Source organism: Streptomyces sp. NPDC047117, from assembly GCF_040643545.1.
Lineage (GTDB): Bacteria > Actinomycetota > Actinomycetes > Streptomycetales > Streptomycetaceae > Streptomyces.
The window spans coordinates 378680-395776 of the sequence record NZ_JBEYUN010000004.1; the positions used below are offsets into that span (position 1 = coordinate 378680).

Annotated in this window: 13 protein-coding genes and 2 pseudogenes; 14 read left to right on the forward strand and 1 reads right to left on the reverse strand. The window is 68.9% G+C overall.

Features of this window, described 5'->3' with window-relative positions:
- Positions 1 to 314: 314 nt before the first annotated feature.
- The 13 genes and pseudogenes from ABZ840_RS10255 to ABZ840_RS10315 all read left to right on the forward strand — a co-directional run bounded on the left by ABZ840_RS10255 (position 315) and on the right by ABZ840_RS10315 (position 13975).
- On the forward strand, positions 315 to 548 hold the full coding sequence (locus ABZ840_RS10255) for a helix-turn-helix transcriptional regulator (protein WP_361556278.1): 234 nt from the start codon (positions 315 to 317) through the stop codon (positions 546 to 548).
- Positions 545 to 3136 (forward strand): bifunctional DNA primase/polymerase, encoded by a 2592-nt coding sequence (locus ABZ840_RS10260; protein ID WP_361556281.1) that lies wholly within the window; start codon positions 545 to 547, stop codon positions 3134 to 3136. The genes ABZ840_RS10255 and ABZ840_RS10260 overlap by 4 nt, the downstream gene beginning before the upstream one ends.
- Before the next feature lie 360 nt (positions 3137 to 3496).
- Entirely contained in the window at positions 3497 to 3874 is a 378-nt protein-coding gene (locus ABZ840_RS10265; RefSeq protein ID WP_361556284.1) for a DUF6009 family protein, read from the forward strand.
- A 387-nt stretch (positions 3875 to 4261) separates the two neighbouring features.
- The gene (locus ABZ840_RS10270) at positions 4262 to 4489 is read left to right on the forward strand and encodes a helix-turn-helix transcriptional regulator (RefSeq protein ID WP_361556287.1); all 228 of its coding nucleotides are present in this window, start codon (positions 4262 to 4264) and stop codon (positions 4487 to 4489) included.
- A gap of 304 nt (positions 4490 to 4793) precedes the next feature.
- Entirely contained in the window at positions 4794 to 5189 is a 396-nt protein-coding gene (locus ABZ840_RS10275; protein ID WP_361556290.1) for a hypothetical protein, read from the forward strand.
- Positions 5182 to 5802 carry a hypothetical protein gene (locus ABZ840_RS10280; RefSeq protein ID WP_361556293.1) on the forward strand — a complete coding sequence of 207 codons (621 nt, stop codon included), beginning with the start codon at positions 5182 to 5184 and terminating at the stop codon, positions 5800 to 5802. The genes ABZ840_RS10275 and ABZ840_RS10280 overlap by 8 nt, the downstream gene beginning before the upstream one ends.
- Before the next feature lie 93 nt (positions 5803 to 5895).
- Complete coding sequence (locus ABZ840_RS10285) at positions 5896 to 7194, forward strand: GIY-YIG nuclease family protein (RefSeq protein WP_361556296.1); 1299 nt, start codon at positions 5896 to 5898, stop codon at positions 7192 to 7194.
- 190 nt (positions 7195 to 7384) lie between these two features.
- Complete coding sequence (locus ABZ840_RS10290; RefSeq protein ID WP_361556299.1) at positions 7385 to 9010, forward strand: FtsK/SpoIIIE domain-containing protein; 1626 nt, start codon at positions 7385 to 7387, stop codon at positions 9008 to 9010.
- Positions 9011 to 9226: 216 nt separating this feature from the next.
- The gene (locus ABZ840_RS10295) at positions 9227 to 9760 is read left to right on the forward strand and encodes a hypothetical protein (RefSeq protein WP_361556302.1); all 534 of its coding nucleotides are present in this window, start codon (positions 9227 to 9229) and stop codon (positions 9758 to 9760) included.
- A 135-nt stretch (positions 9761 to 9895) separates the two neighbouring features.
- Positions 9896 to 11707: pseudogene (locus tag ABZ840_RS10300) on the forward strand (recombinase family protein); the annotation flags it as partial.
- 117 nt (positions 11708 to 11824) lie between these two features.
- A pseudogene (locus tag ABZ840_RS10305) lies at positions 11825 to 12217 on the forward strand (DNA-protecting protein DprA); the annotation flags it as partial.
- Between the two features lie 260 nt (positions 12218 to 12477).
- Positions 12478 to 13314 carry an RNA polymerase sigma factor WhiG gene (gene whiG / locus ABZ840_RS10310; RefSeq protein ID WP_361556305.1) on the forward strand — a complete coding sequence of 279 codons (837 nt, stop codon included), beginning with the start codon at positions 12478 to 12480 and terminating at the stop codon, positions 13312 to 13314.
- A gap of 121 nt (positions 13315 to 13435) precedes the next feature.
- A complete protein-coding gene (locus ABZ840_RS10315; RefSeq protein WP_361556606.1) occupies positions 13436 to 13975 on the forward strand; it encodes a helix-turn-helix domain-containing protein in 540 nt (179 codons plus the stop codon).
- Between the two features lie 813 nt (positions 13976 to 14788).
- Here the strand turns inward: ABZ840_RS10315 and ABZ840_RS10320 are convergent.
- Entirely contained in the window at positions 14789 to 15574 is a 786-nt protein-coding gene (locus ABZ840_RS10320) for a M23 family metallopeptidase (RefSeq protein WP_361556609.1), read from the reverse strand.
- A 567-nt stretch (positions 15575 to 16141) separates the two neighbouring features.
- On the opposite strand from ABZ840_RS10320, the gene rpsB reads away from it, so the two are divergent.
- Positions 16142 to 17032 carry a 30S ribosomal protein S2 gene (rpsB, locus tag ABZ840_RS10325; protein ID WP_361556308.1) on the forward strand — a complete coding sequence of 297 codons (891 nt, stop codon included), beginning with the start codon at positions 16142 to 16144 and terminating at the stop codon, positions 17030 to 17032.
- The last annotated feature ends 65 nt before the right edge of the window (positions 17033 to 17097 follow it).

Consider the following 17097-nt stretch of genomic DNA (forward strand, 5'->3'; position numbering starts at 1 on the left):
AGGCCGCCGGAGACCCCACGGGAGCCCACGACGGGGGCATTCCTCCTGCTCGCGCTGGCATCCGTCATCCGCTGTCTGACCCAGCAGCCGGCTTGCCTAAAACGCAAGGCGGGGGATCGAATGGGAATACTTCCTGCCGTAGGAAACTGTGTGCTTCCGTAGGGAGTAGACAGGCGCAGAGCCGTCCGGCCGCCCCATCGGGGTGAGAGACCGGGGAGCGGGGAGCAGCCGAGAGAGACCGCACAGAGCGGGGATCGACCGCCGGGCGCTGTACACGACCCGGTGAGGCGAATGGCACGCCATTGAGGTCTTCCATGTGTGCCCTGGTATTCGACCGTGCCGCCATGCGGCGTATTCGTGAACAGCGCGGCCTCAGCCGACAGCAGCTTGCCGACAAGCTCGGTCGCAACGTGTCGACCGTCAGCAACTGGCAATACGGGCTGAAGACCCCATTGCTCGCGACGATCGGTGAGATTGCTGATGTTCTCGGAGTCCCGTACACCGACCTGATCACCCGCTTCGACGACCGGGACGAGGTGGCGGGATGACCACACAAAGTGAAGCCCCCCGGTCGGCACAACCAGGGGGGCAGGAAATCACCAGTTTCTCCACTCCCAGGAAAACAGGCGATTTCCCGGCCGCGCAAGCAGTGGCGGAACCCGCAGTGAGCCCGTACGCGGCTGGCTGGCGGCTGTACCGCGAAGCCGGGTGGGTCGGCACCCTCCGGCTGCCGTTCCTGGCGAAGAAGAACCCGCCCAAGGACTTCACCGGCCGAGATGGTGATTGGCCCACCGACGTTCAATGCGCGGAATGGGCGGGCGGCACGCCGAGCAACATCGGCATCCGGCTGCCGCGCGGCGTGGTCGGCATCGACGTGGACCACTACACCAAGCACGGCAAGGTCAAGCTGGGAGCCGACCGGCTCGCCGAGATGGTCGCCGAATGGGGGGAGCTGCCGCCGACCTGGTCGAGCACCAGGCGGGAACCGGACAGCCCGGCCCGCATCTACCTGTTCCGCGTGCCGGAAGGCGTCGAGTTCGAAACCAACCCGACCGATGACATCGAGGCCGTCCAGTTCCACCATCGCTACATGGTCGCTTGGCCGTCGGTCGTCCCGGACGACGACGACCCGGGCGTGAAGTGGCAGTACGCCTGGTACGGGCCGGGCGGCCAGGTTGCGGACAGGGTTCCCCGGCCGGATGAGCTGGCAGAGCTGCCACAGGCCTGGGTGGACGGTCTGCGGAAGACCCGGCGTACGCGGTCGGATGCCCCGCAGCGCAAGTGCACCGAACCTCAGGGCACCCGATACGGGCTGGCCGCCCTAAAGAACGCAGTCTCCGAGTTCGTGACGAGCCCCGACGGGTGCCGCAACGACCGACTCAACAAGGTGGGGTTCAACATGGGCCGGCTGGTCGGCGGCGGCGAACTGAACGAAGCGCACGTCCGCGCGGAGCTTGAGGCCGCTGCATTCGAAACGGGCATGGACTACGGCGAGGACGGCATCCTGCCGACCATCGAGTCCGGTGTCAGCTCCGGCAAGCAATGCCCTCGGTCGGCTCCGGATAAAACCAAGAGGTACGAGATCCCGCTGAAAGACGGAGCATCTAACATCCGCAATCTGCGGGAGGCCATCAACTGCGGCGCAATCCCTGACCTTTACGTTCAGAACGGCGTGTTGGTCAAGGTCTTCGACAGGTACGGAAGTGTCGAGCTTCCCCAGGGTGAGTCGGAGAAAGCGGTGACGCCCCTCACCAACGACGGTCTGGGCAACGAAATGGCCGACCACATCTTCTTCTACAAGAAGTCGGAGAACGAAAGCGGCGAGACCGTCAAGCAGCCGAAGCAACCTCGCCAGGAGGTGCTTCGAGTCGTTCTTGGCAATCGGTCGTGGCCGGGAGTGCCGTCACTTCGAGGCATTACCCGAGTGCCGATCCTGCGGGCGGACGGCACCGTGTTGAACGCCCCCGGCTACGACACGGCGAGTGGCATGTACTTCGATCCGATGTGCGCTTTCGATGACGTGCCGGACGAACCCACCGGTGAGCAGGTCGATTACGCCTTCGACTTCGTGTACAACAAGGTTCTGGGCGATTTCCCGTATGCCAGCCAAGCCGACCGCGCGAACGCATTCGCCTACGCCACTCACGCCACCGGCCGCCGGTTCCTGGAAGGCGCCAGCGACGGCGGGGTGCAACCGACCCCGGGCGCGAACATTGTGGCCGGATCGCAGGGCACCGGAAAGTCGTACTTGGCCAAGGTTCCGCTTTGGACGGCTGGCGGGACCGAGGTGGATTACAGCACAGACGAGCACGAACTGAGCAAGACGCTCGTCTCGTCGCTGTACAACAAGCGAGGGTCGGTAATCATCCTGGACAACGTGCCGGACGGTTACTTGGTCAAAAACACTACGCTGGCGCGATTCTTGACCAGCGGACTGCCGGACGCTCGGATTCTGGGTCAGACCAAGAACATCAGGATGATCAACGACATGTTCTGGGTGCTCACTGGAAATGGCACTCGGCTGAGCGACGACAACCGGCGGAGGTTCTTCGACATCGAGCTAGATGTCGGGATGGCAAATCCCGCCATGCGCGACAGCTTCGTGCTGGGTGACCTGGAGTCGTTCTTTCAGCGCGACCGCCGCAATAAGGCCAAATTCATCTGGTGCTGCTTGATCCTGTGGCGCGCATGGGTCGCTAAGGGTGCGCAGGAGACTACATGCGCGATGCGCGGGTCGTACGGCTGGTGGGCGAAGCCGACCGCCGGGTTCCTGGAATTTCTCGGAGTCGAAGGCTTCATGGACAACTACGACCCCGGAGCCAGCGCGGAGGCCGAGCATTGGGTTCCGTTCCTTGCGGCCTGGCACGCGAAGTACGGCAGGGACCGGTTGAAGGTCAACCAACTGATGAGGGACCACATTGACAACGGTGCGAATGACGGTTGGGACGGATCGTTCATGTTGCCCACCAACGTGAGCGATCGGCGAGACGTCCGCACAGCCGGTGACATCCTGTCCGGCAAGGTCAACCACGTGTGGGGCCGCACGGGCGAACCGTCGCTTGTGCTGAGGAAGGCCAGCCGGTCGGGCTCGAACACCTACTGGGTGGAGCTGGTGGGATATCCCACCAGCTCCTGACGCCGGTTCCGGGCCTCCGAATGGGGGCCCGATCCCCTTCTTGGTGGGATTCCCCCCTCCGCTTGGTGGGATATCTGGTGGGATACCCAACCAGCCCCGCAACCCCTCTGACCGGGTACGGAGTACCTACCTGGTGGGATTGGTGGGATTTGGTGGGGGGGGGATCCGGAGGAACGAGAAATAGAAGAACGAGATGGGGGGGTCGGAAATCCCACCACATCCCACCACCCCCCACCGCCAGTACTTCTTAGTGCGGGCTATGGGGAGAGCCAGGAAGACAGCACGACGGGGGCGGAGGGGCGAGCACCGGCAGCAGTCAGTGGCCGCCGGTCGCGACGGAACAGACACGAGGAAAGACCAATGTGTGAGCGCATGATCCCGAACTACCGGTTCGAGGACGAGACCAGGATCATCTGGCTGAAGGACGTGACCGCATTCCCGTACGTGCGGGAGACCACCTACAGCTGGAGCGTCGGCATCGACACCAGTGACCCGGTCGACGGCTGGAGCAGGAGTGGCCGGGTGCTGGGCTACTCCCGGGGGTTCACGGCCGACCGGTACATCGGCCGGTGCCGGGTGTGGTGGGTCAAGCCCCACGACCGCAGTGAAGACCCGCGAGGGCCGTACCGGGATTCGGCGCCCGGAGAAGCGGTGATGGTGGCCAGCATCCGGGCGGGCAGGCCCAGCCTGGTTCATCCCCAGTTCTGCTGCTGCTGCGAACAGGCACGGGCGTCGTAACGAGAAGTCATTACTTGCCCGAATAGCAAAGTGGACATGGGCGATTCAATTGCCCACGCCCATGTCCTAGGACACCCCCTCCCACCGGGTACGGGAGGGGTGGGGCAGGGGGTGTCCACCCTCCGCCCTGGGCAATTTGTACACCCGTCCACTCTCACTCGTCGTGTCCGCCGGCTGCTTGCCCCAACCGCAAGCGTTCCAGTGGATTGTGTGGCCGGGAAGGCGAGTGGTCCACTGGACCCATGCAGGGTTCCGCGCCACAGGATGGCCGGTCTACCCGGGGCGAGAAGCGATAGCGCGACAGCTCGCACGAGTGCGGACATCGGGCCGCACCGGCGCCGACTCCGAAGGTCGATGCGCGAACGCCCGTGATGGGACTCGTCATCCGTGCCGTCCAAGATTCGGTTGGACCCTGCCGCGCTGCGCAGAATCCGCAACGAGCGAGGTCTGACCCGCCAAGACCTGGCCGATGCGATCGGCCAACACATCACCTCGATTCGCCGCTACGAGCTGGGCAACCGGCAGCACCCCCATCCCGCGACCGTCCAGGCGATGGCCTGCGTCCTGCAATGCCGACCCGAGGACCTCCTGATCCGGGGCGGTGGGCCCGGATGACTACCGAGGTCAGGTGGCAGGAACAGGCGATGGACGACGGCGCGTATGAGCGGCTGTTGCACCTGCTCTTCGGCCCGTCCCGGGCTCCGGCGGTGTCTCCGGGCGCCTCTTGCGACGGGCCCGGCGCGAGGGACCCGGGCGGCCGGACGAGGCCCGGGGAGACCCCACCGGAGCCCGCGCCGCCCGCGCTTTCTCTGGAACCGGGGGGTTATCCCCCCACCCGCATGTCCGGCCCTCGGGCATGTAGAGCACCTCGCCGTGAGCGAGCGATTCAGTCGGATCTTTCGAACTTGAGGCAAAAGACATGAGCCGCACACCGCAGGCCGTCCTCGAAGGCCACGACCTGTACGCGATTCGCGTCAAGGTCAAGGCCGCCAAGGACGCGATGCGCGAATTGATGGCCGCCTGTAAGGCCCGGAACGAGGCCATCGACGAGGCCGCGTTCCTGCTGATCCATCGGCCGATGAACCGCCGGGGCAAGCCGCCGTTGGTCCACGAGTCGGGGGCGTTCCGTCTTCCCGGCTCTGATTCGGTCTGGAGCCGCAGTGACTCCGACCCGATCCAGCTGGCCGCCCGCGTCCTGGCGCAGGCCGCCATCGAGTCCCGGATGCCCGAGGAATTCCCCTGGGCCGAGCTTCGGGCGAAGACCGACGAAGAGTTCACCCGGATTGAAGAAGCAAAGGAGAGCAGCAATGGCTGACCGCAAGCAGCAGTACGAGCAGGTCTACGGGAAGCTCCAGGCGGACGTAGAGGGGGTGCGTGGCCGGAGGGATATCACTCCGCAGGCCAAGCGGGTCGCCATCGCTCGTGCTTACGCGCAGGCGAGGGACAAGCTTCGAGCGGCACAGCAAGCCGACGTCGATGCGTACCAGAGCAAGCGGACCGGCTTGGAGCGCCGCCTGTTCGGCGCAGAGAAGGCCACCGGCACCGACGCGATCAGTCGCCGGGACGCCCGGGACCGCGCCAAGAAGTTCGAGGACCCTACCGAGGCGATCGGGGCGTTCAAGCACGCCCAGCGGGACGGCGACTCGGTGCTCGCACAAGCGATCGCACTGCACGCGGCAGAGATGGCCACCTCCCCGGTCGGCAGGGTGGACCCCAAGTGGCAGGGAGTGGTCAGCGCCTATGCCGAGAGTTCGCCCGGCAAGGCCGACATCTACAGGGAGCTGACCGAGCTTCGCAGCCCCACGACCTTCGCTGAGGCGCCGTACTACTCCGTCATGAAGCCGAGCGAACTCGGGGTGATGAAGGAGCCCGACATCGACCGGCTGGCAGCAACCGACCTGGACATCGGTGGGGTCGACCCGGCCTGACAGAAGACCCCCGGCTCTCGCCGGGGGCCCCACACCGGCCGTCCCGTCCCCTGACAAGAGCTGGGGCGGCCCGCACAGGAAGCGAAGCACGCCGTGAAGACCACGAGCAAGCGGCGGGAGCGACTGGTCCCGCTCACCATCGACGGCAAGACCCACCAAGTACCTGACCCCTACGACGTGCAGGTGACCGTCCCGCCGAGGGACTGGGACGCGATCGTCCTGCGAGCTGTGATGGCCGCGACCCTGCTGGTGGTGCTGGGAGCGGTCACGTGGTCCACCACCGGCATTGGTGGCCTGCTGGACCGGGCCGCGCCGACTTGGGTCTCGTACCTCATCGCCGGAGTGTTCGACCTCGCCTGGGTGGTGAGCATGGCGATCGAATGGCTGAGCCGTTACGACCGCCGTCGGGCAAGGTTGCCGAAGTGGGCCGGCTGGGCCGCACTGGCGGTCTCGATGGCCGCCATCTTCGTCCAGCACTGGCTGTCCGGCTCGGTCTGGGTCGGGGCGTTCGGCGCCCTGGTGTCGCTGATCGCAAAGGGCATGTGGGCCGTTACCCAGCACCACACGGCGAAGGAGCTGGATCCCCAGACTCTGGCCTGGGTCCAGGCCGAAACCTCCGAGGTGAACGCCCGGCTCGCGATGACCGCCGTCCGGCGGCAGTTGGCGCGCAGCGAGGCCCGCATCCGGGACGAACAGCTCGCGTTGGCCCCTCAGCAGTCGGCCACGATCGTCGGGCAGGCCCGAGCCCCCGAGCCAGTCACGGTGCCGGTGCACATCCCTCCCGTGAAGGTTCGGCCTGAGCCCGTTCTGGACGTACCGGGGCCGGGCACTGTGGAAGACGGCCGGGAGATGTTCAAGGACAGGCATCACTCCCACCCCGATGTCGTCTACTTCGCGCTCAACGGCAGCCGCGTCAAGATCGGTACCACCATCAAGCTGCGGAAGCGGATGGAGCGGCTGTCGCTCCGGATGTCGGACGTGGTCCGGATCGAGTACGGCGGCCGGGACCACGAACGGTCGTTGCACCGACGGTTCGCGCAGTACCGGGTGGACCAGACGGAGTGGTTCGAGGTCACCGGCGAGCTGGCCGCATACCTCGGAGTCGGTGAGAGCGAGCACGTGCTCGTCGCGGACGAGCAGCCGAGCGAGCAGCCCGAGCACGTGCTCGTCGCGGTTGGAGGCGAAACCGGCATCAAGACCGCTGCACCGCCTCTGACCGGCCACGAGCAGCGCTCGTCGCTCGCCGAGCTTGCTCGCGAGCAGCTCGCGAGCGGAGCGAGCAAGGAAGAGGCGGCGGATCAGATCCTCAAGGTTCTGCCGACCGCCAAGCCGGAATCGGTGAAGGCGGAAGTGCGTCGCCAGGCCCGGAAACTCCCCGGCGGATACCTCTGACAGGTGGTGAAGGCGCCCGGAGGCAACCGCAACTCCGGGCGCCCACCACCGACACCGGGTGTAAGCCGGTGGACGACCGCGACCGACCGGCAATTGCACGGAGGGTCGTGGACGGGGGGTGCGGGAGCCTGCCCCGCATTCCCCGCGAAAAGTAAAGCAGGCGGCAATTCCGCGACAGGAGAAGCGGGAAATGCGAACCACCGAAATTCAGAAGGGGCGACCCGTGCTCCGGTGCCTGGCCGCGCTGCTCCCGGCCACTCTCGCGGTCGGGCTGGGCATGCTCTTGCGGGCCCAGGCCGGGTGGGGCTGGGCGGCCGTCCCGGCCCTGGTCGCGGTGCTGGCCACCGTCCTCGCGGTCCGGCTGCTGATGGCCTGCAACAACGAGCCCGCGACCGTCGCCGCAGTGGTCGCGCTGGCCAGCCTTCAGGCCGCCGTGGCCGCGGGGCTGGGTCTGTGCCCGGCCACCGGCTGGGTCTGGCTGGCGGTCACCCTGGTCTCGGGCGTGGCCGTCTGGCGGGACTGGCGGGCAGGTTCGCGCCACCGGCTGGAGAAGCTGCGCGAACGCCAGGCGCACGAGATCCGGGTGGCGGAGAACCGGATCCGGCTGGCCGAGCACGAGCGGAACGTCCTCAAGGACGAGCGCGCCCACGAGATCGCCAAGATCAAGCTCCAGCAGCAGCACGAGATCCAGACGATGCGCGTCGAGGTCCAGCGCCAGCGGCTGGAGCTGATGGCCAGCCGAGGGGTGCCGGCTCTCCCGCCGGGCGTCACCGACGCGCTCGTCGAGGACATCCCGTACGCCCGCACCGCCGCCCGGTCCTGCCGGGAACCTGTGGTGCTGGGGATGGACGCGGACGGCGGAGCGGTGGCCGTCCTGCTCAAGGGCCGCCACGTGCTGGTCGCGGGCGCCACCGACAGTGGCAAGAGCGGGCTCATGAAGCTGCTCGCGCTGCGGCTGGCCGCCTGCGAGGACGCCGTCCTGGTGGGTATCGACCTCAAGCCCGGAGCGCCGGAGCTGTCCCAGGTCCGGCCGCTGCTGGCGGCCCTGGCGAAGGACGCCGAGCAGGCCCGCGCGCTATTCATTTGGTTGGAGTGTGAAGCTGCCCGCCGGGGCGCCCTGATGACCTCCCGGGGCATCGACGACTGGGACACCGAGGACGGCCCGGAGATCTTCGTCTTTGTGGACGAGGCGTTCGAGCTGCAGCGCCAGGGTGACAGGGTGCCGAAGGGCGAGCGGAAGATGAGCGAGCGGACCGAGACCGCGCTTGCCATGTGGCGCGCGTTCGGCATTCACCTGGTGATGGCCACCCAGCAGCCGTCGAACCGGGTGTTCGGCGGCACCACTGACCCGCGCGGCAATCTCGGCTGCCGGATCTGCTTCCGGGTCGACGAGCGCGACCACGCAAGGTTCACATTCGGTAGCGACACCGCGTGGAACCCACTGGAACTGGAGCTGCCCGGGTCGTTCCTGCTGCGGGATCGCGAACACAAAAACCCGGTGGTCTGTCGGGCCGAGTTCGTGAAGCCGTGCCTCTCGGCGGAGGTCGAACAACTGGCCGGGGAACGCCCGGATTTCCGGGTCATTCTGCCGCCCGGGGAGGGTGGCAAGACCGGCGAGAGGCTGGTCCGGCTGCTGGCGGAGTACGGCGCCCTGACCCGGGCGGAACTGATCGAGGGCACCGGGGCGGAGTGGCCCGCGATCCGCGAGGCGCTCCGTCGGCTACAGGAGGCCGGGCGGGTGCAGGCGGACGGCGAGCGGTACCGGCTGGCCCCGGAGGAGCCCGTGGGGCTCACGCTTGTGAAGGGCGAGGGCTGACCGTCCTGTGGCCGCTCAGAACGGGTGCGACGGCCCTCACGAGGGGAGTCACGGCGGGTCCGTGACTCCCCTCGCGGGTATTTCCGGGGCCGGTGCGTGTGAATACCGCGTGAGCATTGCCGTGAATTCGTGTTCCTGGGTGAATTGTGGGCGGTTTATCTCGGCTGATTCAATGGAATTTGTCGGAAGCGCAAATCATCAGGGAGGGGACGACAAATGACCGGAACCGAGAACAAGAAGAACGCCCAGGAGCCGCACCCGTGCGAGTGCAGTCGCTATTCGGTGCTGGTAAATCTCCGGGAGTCGGACGGGCCGGGCAGTGACCTGGAGTATGACGAGGAATTGACGACGAACTGCACCTCGACCACGCGCAGCAAGTTCGCTCCGGGCCATGACGGACGGCTAAAGGGGGCCCTCATCCGGTGGGGCGCCGAGGGCTACGACATCCGCCGGGACGACGGCGGAATGGTCACCGTGGCCGACGCGGAGACCCTGGCCGGGGAGTTCATCTTCCAGAACATGGTCACCGCCGGGATCGAGCGGGCCAGGGCGAAGGCCGCCGCTAGGGCCGAGCGAGCAGCCGCCAGGGCCGCGTCAAGGTCGGCCGGCTCGGCTGCCTCGGCCGACCCGGGGACCGTCAAGGCGAAGGTGAAGGGCCGCACCTACGAGGGCCAGGTGGAGGGCGAGGAATTCCACTACCGCACCCGGGCAGGCCAGGACCGCCGGACCACCAAGTTCCAGCTCGTGTGAATCGACCGCCCGCAGACCGGCCCGGGGAGGCGCAACGCCCCGGGCCGGTCGGTGCGCAACCGGAAACAACGCGACCGAGGAAGTAGGAACCCCGCAGTCATGAACGATCGAAACACGGACGCGCTGGGCGTCGCTATGGGAGTGGTCGACCGGGCGGTCGGCCCCCGCCTGAGGGCGGTGGACTACCTGCGGGTCTCGACCGAGGAGCAGGCCCGGGGCTACGGCATTGCGTACTCGGGCAAGAAAACGGCCCGGTATATCGCGGGCAAGGGCTGGGGCCACGTCGGCACCTACGCCGACGAGGGGGTCAGCGGGTCACTGGAGGCGGCCGACCGGGGCGACCTGAAGCGGCTGATGGAGGACGCGCACCGGACGCCCCGGCCGTTCGACATCGTGGTGGTGAACGAGGGCCGGGCGATCGGCCGCACCGGCCGGGCTTTCTGGCGCTGGGTCTGGGCGCTGGAAGACCTGGGCGTGTACGTCGGCGTAGTGGAGGACGACTACGACAACAGCACGGTCGAGGGCCGCAAGAAGATGCGCAGGGACGCCGACTACTCCGAGACCGAGTACGAGGTGATCCGGAAGCGCACCCAGGGCGGGCTACAGGAGAAGGCCGAGGAAGGCGGCTGGCCCGGGGGAGCCCCGCCCTACGGCTACCGGATCGCCTGCCAGGGCCAGAAGGGCAAGAGTCACCTGGTCCAGTGCGAGGCCGAGGTCTTGGTTCTGAAAGCCATGTGGGGCCTGGTCGTCGAAGACGGCATGAACACCAACGAGCTGGCCGAGCGGCTCAATGTCCTGGGCCTGCTCACCAGGTCGGGTGTGCCGTGGTCGGCCGCCAACGCACGGGCCAAGCTGCTGTCGGAGTCGACACTGAACGCCCGGGTGATCTTCCGGAACCCGAACCGATCGAGGGCCGGGCACGGGGCGAAGTTCAACCGGGACGGCACGCCGGTCAACGGTCGGACCGTCATCATTCCGCTTGATCCGGTATTCACTCCTTCGGAGGTCATGGCGCTGCGGGCGGCCCTCGACCGGTTGGCGATCAGAACCCCCAAATCCGTCGCCCGGCCCTACCCGCTGTCGAAGCGGCTGACCGGCGGGTGCGGCGCCCATTTCGTCGGCATGAAGCGGTCCGGGCGGCCGGGCCGCTGGTACCGGTGCATTGGCAAGGCCGAGCGGTACCCGGGGGCGCCGAAGTGCGATTGCGACATGGTCGACGCCGACGCGGTGGAGGGGGCGGTCTGGGGAGAGGTGGTGACGCTGCTGGGCGACCCTGACCGGCTGCGGGCGATGGCTCAGGAGTGGGTGGGGCTGGCGGCGGTCGGCCAGGCACAGCACGGCGACCGGATCGCGGACTTCGATAAGCAGATCGCCGACCTGGACCGGGCGGTGTCGGTCACGGTCCGGGAGTACGCCAGGGCCGGGCTCCCGGCGGACGCGGTCGCCCAGGCCACCGCCGCCCTGATCCGGGAGCGGGGGCAGCTGGTGCAACTGCGGGACGAGGCGGTCGCCTGGCAGCGGGAGAACGAGGCGGCCGAGCAGCGCGCCCGGGACCTGGAAGCCCTGGCGAAGCTGGCCCGGACCCGGCTGCGCGACATGGGACCCGCCGACCAGGCGGCGGTGCTGGCGCTGCTGGAGGTGAAGGTGACGATCACCGGGCCGGTGCCGAAGACGAGGCCGGGCAAGCGCTGCTCGCTGGCCGCGTGGTTCGTCGATCGTGGCCGCCCGGTCCCACCGGAGCTGACCGACGAGACCTGGGCGCGGGTCGCGCCGGTGGTCGCCGCCTGGGAGCCGCCGAATCACCGCACCCTGCCGGGCCGGGTGGTGGTCGACGCGCTGCTGTACAAGGCTCGCACCGGAGTGCGCTGGCGGGAGCTGCCGGAGCGGTTCGGCAACGGGAACTCGCTGCACACTCGGTTCATGAGGTGGCTGGCCGACGGGACCTTCGACCGGGTGATGGAGGTGCTCCCCATAGAGGGGACACCGGTGCCGTCCCCTGGCCTGGTGCCACCGCTGCGGGTGGAGGGCCGGGTGGACCCCCGGGTGATGGCCGGAGCCGGAGCGGTGGGCGCGGAAACAGGTCTCCCCGGCCCGGTCACCAGCAGTCTGTCGGCCGGCGTCCATCAACTGCTCAGAGGCGAGGCGGCGGTGGTTGCCGATGCGGCCGAGGTCGTCGAACTGGTCGGCAGCATCGGCGACCTGGCTCCCGAACGGCGCGGTCCGGTCCTGGCGCGCGACCTGCTGGACCCGACGGCCGCACGCCTGCTCGAAGCACTTCCCGTACGAGGGACGGCCGACATCCGGCAGATCGCCCGTGATGCGGGTACGGCCCTGGAAGTGACCCAAGCGAAGCTCTTCGAACTGCAGGCGCTCGGATTCGTTCAAAGATGCGGATCTCGCTGGGAGTTGCCTCCCCGCGGCCATTCGGCGGGAGGTTACCGGCGAGGCGGTTCTTGACCTGGGGCGAACGGGTGAAAAGGTGAGGGGGATGACCGCAGAATGCATCTTTGCGAGTTTCGCGTGGACGACTGCGAAGTCGCCTGCCGTCATCCGAGGGTGCGGACTACCGGACGAATCTGCGCACTCCCGAACACGCTCTGATCGCACACTGCGACGGCGTAGTCACGCTACGCTCGCAAGGCATCCGCCCTCCACGGACCACCCGACCCTCACGCACCTCTTCACCAGCGTCTCGGCAGAACGGCTCAAGGCGACGAATGCCCCAGCACACTTCCGGGTCTGACCGCGCGGCGGTACCTCCCGCCGCCCGCGGCAGCGTGCGCCCGGCAGCGCCCACCTCGCTAGAGGAGCTCTGGCGCTCCTACAAGGCGACGGGCGACGAACGGCTGCGGGAGCAGCTGATCCTGCACTACTCACCGCTGGTCAAATACGTCGCGGGCCGCGTCAGCGTCGGCCTGCCGCCCAACGTCGAGCAGGCCGACTTCGTCTCCAGCGGTGTGTTCGGGCTGATCGACGCCATCGAGAAATTCGAGCCGGAACGGTCCATCAAGTTCGAGACGTACGCCATCACCCGCATCCGCGGCGCGATGATCGACGAACTGCGGGCCCTGGACTGGATCCCCCGCTCGGTCCGCCAGAAGGCACGGGCCGTCGAGCGCGCGTACGCCACGCTCGAAGCGCAGCTGCGCCGGACCCCCTCCGAAGCCGAGGTCGCCGCGGAGATGGGCATCGCGCTCGAAGAACTGCACGCCGTCTTCAGCCAGTTGTCCCTGGCCAACGTCGTTGCCCTCGAAGAACTGCTGCATGCCGGCGGCGAGAGCGGCGAGCGGCTGAGCCTGATGGACACCCTCGAGGACACGGCCGCCGAGAACCCGGTCGAGATCGCCGAGGACCGCGAGCTCCGCCGACTGCTCGCCCGGGCCATCAACACGCTCCCCGAACGCGAGAAGACCGTCGTCACGCTCTACTACTACGAGGGGCTGACCCTCGCCGAGATCGGCAACGTCCTCGGCGTCACCGAGAGCCGGGTCAGCCAGATCCACACCAAGTCCGTCCTCCAGCTGCGCGCCAAGCTCGCCGACGTAGGTCGCTGACCACCGCTGACGCCGCGCGCCACGCTTTACGCCGTGCCGCGGAGTGCCACTGCCGGGGACGCATCCGTACAGTGGTGGCGTGCCCAGGATTCGAGCGGCCTCAGTGGCCGAGCACCGGACCATGCAGCGCGACGCCCTGTTGGACGCTGCTCGTACCTTGCTGTCCGAAGGCGGTACGGAGGCCCTGTCCTTCCCCGCCCTCGCCGAGCGAACGGGCCTCGCGCGCTCCTCCGTGTACGAGTACTTCCGCTCCCGCGCCGCCGTCGTCGAAGAGCTCTGCGCGGTCGACTTCCCGGTATGGGCCGCGGAGGTCGAGGCCGCGATGGAGCGCGTCGAGACGCCCGAGGAGAAGATCGAGGCGTACGTACGGCAGCAGCTCGCCCTCGTCGGCGACCGCCGGCACCGCGCTGTCGTGGCGATCTCGGCGGGCGAGCTGGACGCCGGCGCCCGCGAGAAGATCCGCGCCGCGCACGGCGGCCTCATCGCCATGATCGTCGAGGCCCTGGCGGCGCTCGGCCACGAGCAGCCGAGGCTCGCCGCGATGCTCCTGCAGGGCGTCGTCGACGCCGCGGTCCGCCGCATCGAGCTGGGAGCGGCGGAGGACCCGACGGAGATCACGGAGGCGGCGGTGGCAATGACCCTCCGCGGCGTCCGAGGCTGACTCTCCTCTCCTCCCCCCCCGCCCACCCCCCTCCACCACCACCTCCGAGACAATCCGGCCCGGCCCAGCCCAGCCCAGCCCAGCCCAGCCCCACCCGGCCCGGCTCAGCCCAGCACGGCTCGGCCCAGCCCAGCCCAGCACGGCTCGGCCCAGTCCGGTCCAGCCCTGGCCCAGCACGCGCCGACGGCCTTGCCCCCCAGCTGCGGGGGTGCCTGCGTCGGCCGCATCCGGACCCGGCGCCGGCCTCGTCAAGGCCCAGCGCCGGTCGTGCCCGGCCCGGCGTTGGTCGTGCCCTCGACCCGGCATCGGGCGTGCCCTCGATCGGGCGTCGGCCGTGGCCATAGCCCGGCTTCAACCTCGGCCGCAGCCCGGCCCCACCGGCCGCAGCCCGGATCCAGCGCCGGCCGTCCTCTCCCGGGCTCAGCGTCGGTCGTTCCCGCGACCACGGCTGGCCATGCCGCCAGCGCTGGGGCACGCTCGCGGCCCCGAAGGCGGCCGCGTCGGCGCCTGAGGGGGGACCGGCTCGGCACCCGAGGGGCCGGCTCAACGCCCGAATGTGGCCCCGTCCGCGCCCGAGGGACCTACTCAGCACCGAATGTGGCCCCGCCCCGCCCCGCTCCGTCACCGCCCGCAGGCGGCCCCGTCCGTGTCCAGCGCCGGCCACGCCCGCTCAACCCCAGCAGTTCCCTCTCCGGCGTCCTCTCATCACTGGGCGGTACTCGTGCTCGGCGTCGGTCGCCGCACTCGTGCCGTTGCTGGGAGCGTCCTGGTCAGGGGCGGAGTGGTGCCACCGAGCCCGTACGCGCCCAGTGGCTACAAGGCCGTCACCTCCCTCCGGTTCTCTTCGGTGGTTTTTCTGTGGCGTAGGCGGGTGTGGGACCAAGTTGCTGTTGCTGCTAGCGCGATGGCTGCGGTGATTGTGGTAAGGCCGGGGTTGGGGGCGAGGGCCGTCGCTGTGGGGGACAGGGGTGGGGGACGGGGCTTGTCGGGAGGGGGCTTGGCCGGGGGTTCGGGGATGGGGAAGACCGGGAGCAGGCGGGGTGCGGCGTTCTTGAGCAGGGACGGTGGGAGGAGGGAGAGCGGGTCCAGGTACGCGTGGCCGCGGCGCAGGCCCCAGTGGAGGCAGGCGGTGTCGCAGTGGTACGGGCCGGAATGGAGGACGGCGACGGGCTGACCCGCTCTGACATGGGTGCCCTTGCGGACCGTGGGGCGCACCGGTTCGTACGTCGTGCGGAGCGGTGGGCGGCCGGTGCCGGTCAGGGCGATGGTCAGTACGCCGCGGCCGGCGACCTTGCCCGCGAACGTGACGCGGCCGGGGGCGGCTGCTCGTACGGTCGCTCCGGCGCGCGCGGCAAGGTCCACGCCGCGGTGGCCTGCCGCCCAAGGGGTGGGTGGAGGCAACCAGGGGCGCAAGACGGCCGGGCGCGCGCCTGTTGTGCCGGCGACCGGCCAGGCGCGGGTTGCGGACGTTCCGCTGGGGGTCTGCCTCTCCGAGGGGGTTCGGTCGGGGGGTGGAGTGCGAGCGCCGACCGCCGCATCCGCCACCGCGGGTGGCGGAGCGGGGAAGGGGGCGGGGCCGACCAGGAACACGAAGCCGATGACGCATCCCGCGACGCAACCGATGGTGCCCGTGAGGGCACAGGTGAGGGCGTGAGCGGTAATACCCGCACTACGCGCAGTGCCGTGGTCCCGGTCGGGACGGGGGCGAGAGAGGTGGCGTGACTGGCTCATGGCCTGACCGTGGCGGATGCGGGCCGAGGACGGGGGATCTTGGTCAAAGGCTGTGGACGACGGTCCTGGTGTGGACAACGCCGTAACTCGTGTGAGTGTGGGAGCAGCCCATCCGCCGGGCGGAGCCCGCGCAGCCCGGGCCTCGCCCTCCCGCCCCCTTCCGGCGGCATGTCGCTAGGTGGTTCGGCGTTCCCGTACACTTCTTGTGGCGATCCGGGTGACCGGGTCGACTTCGCACGCCCCGCCACCAGCGCGTCACTCCCCGTGCTTCACGCGAAGCGCAGTGGAGACGCAGCGCACACGGTGGCCGCGTCCCTCGGTCCTGGATAGGTGCCCCGGTTCATGCCGGAGTCCCCGTGCAGGCAGGCGCGCAGGGGCGTCAGGCACAGCGGCCGCCCGGCCGCAGTGGAACCGAGAAACACAAGGAGAACGGCCATGGCCGTCGTCACGATGCGGGAGCTGCTGGAGAGCGGCGTCCACTTCGGGCACCAGACCCGCCGCTGGAACCCGAAGATGAAGCGCTTCATCTTCACCGAGCGCAACGGCATCTACATCATCGACCTGCTCCAGTCGCTGTCGTACATCGACCGCGCCTACGAGTTCGTCAAGGAGACCGTCGCCCACGGCGGCTCCGTCATGTTCGTCGGCACCAAGAAGCAGGCCCAGGAGGCCATCGCGGAGCAGGCGACCCGCGTGGGCATGCCCTACGTGAACCAGCGCTGGCTCGGCGGCATGCTGACCAACTTCTCGACCGTCTACAAGCGTCTGCAGCGCCTCAAGGAGCTCGAGCAGATCGACTTCGAGGACGTCGCGGCCTCCGGTCTCACCAAGAAGGAGCTTCTCGTGCTCTCGCGCGAGAAGGCCAAGCTGGAGAAGACCCTCGGCGGTATCCGCGAGATGCAGAAGGTGCCCAGCGCCGTCTGGATCGTGGACACCAAGAAGGAGCACATCGCGGTCGGCGAGGCCCGGAAGCTCAACATCCCGGTCGTCGCCATCCTCGACACCAACTGCGACCCCGACGAGGTCGACTACAAGATCCCGGGCAACGACGACGCGATCCGCTCCGTCACCCTGCTCACCCGCGTGATCGCCGACGCCGTCGCCGAGGGCCTCATCGCCCGCTCCGGTGGTGCCGAGGCCAAGGGCGAGAAGGCCGCCGGCGAGCCGCTGGCCGAGTGGGAGCGTGACCTGCTCGAGGGCGAGAAGAAGGCCGAGGAGCCCAAGGCCGACGAGGCCAAGGCCGAGGAGAAGCCGGCCGAGGCTGCTGCCGAGGCCCCCGCCGCCGAGGCCGAGAAGCCGGCCGAGGCCGAGGCCGAGCAGGCCTGACACCTCAGCATCGGATGATGACGGCGGGGGCCGGTGCCACAAGCGCCGCCCCCGCCGTTCACCCG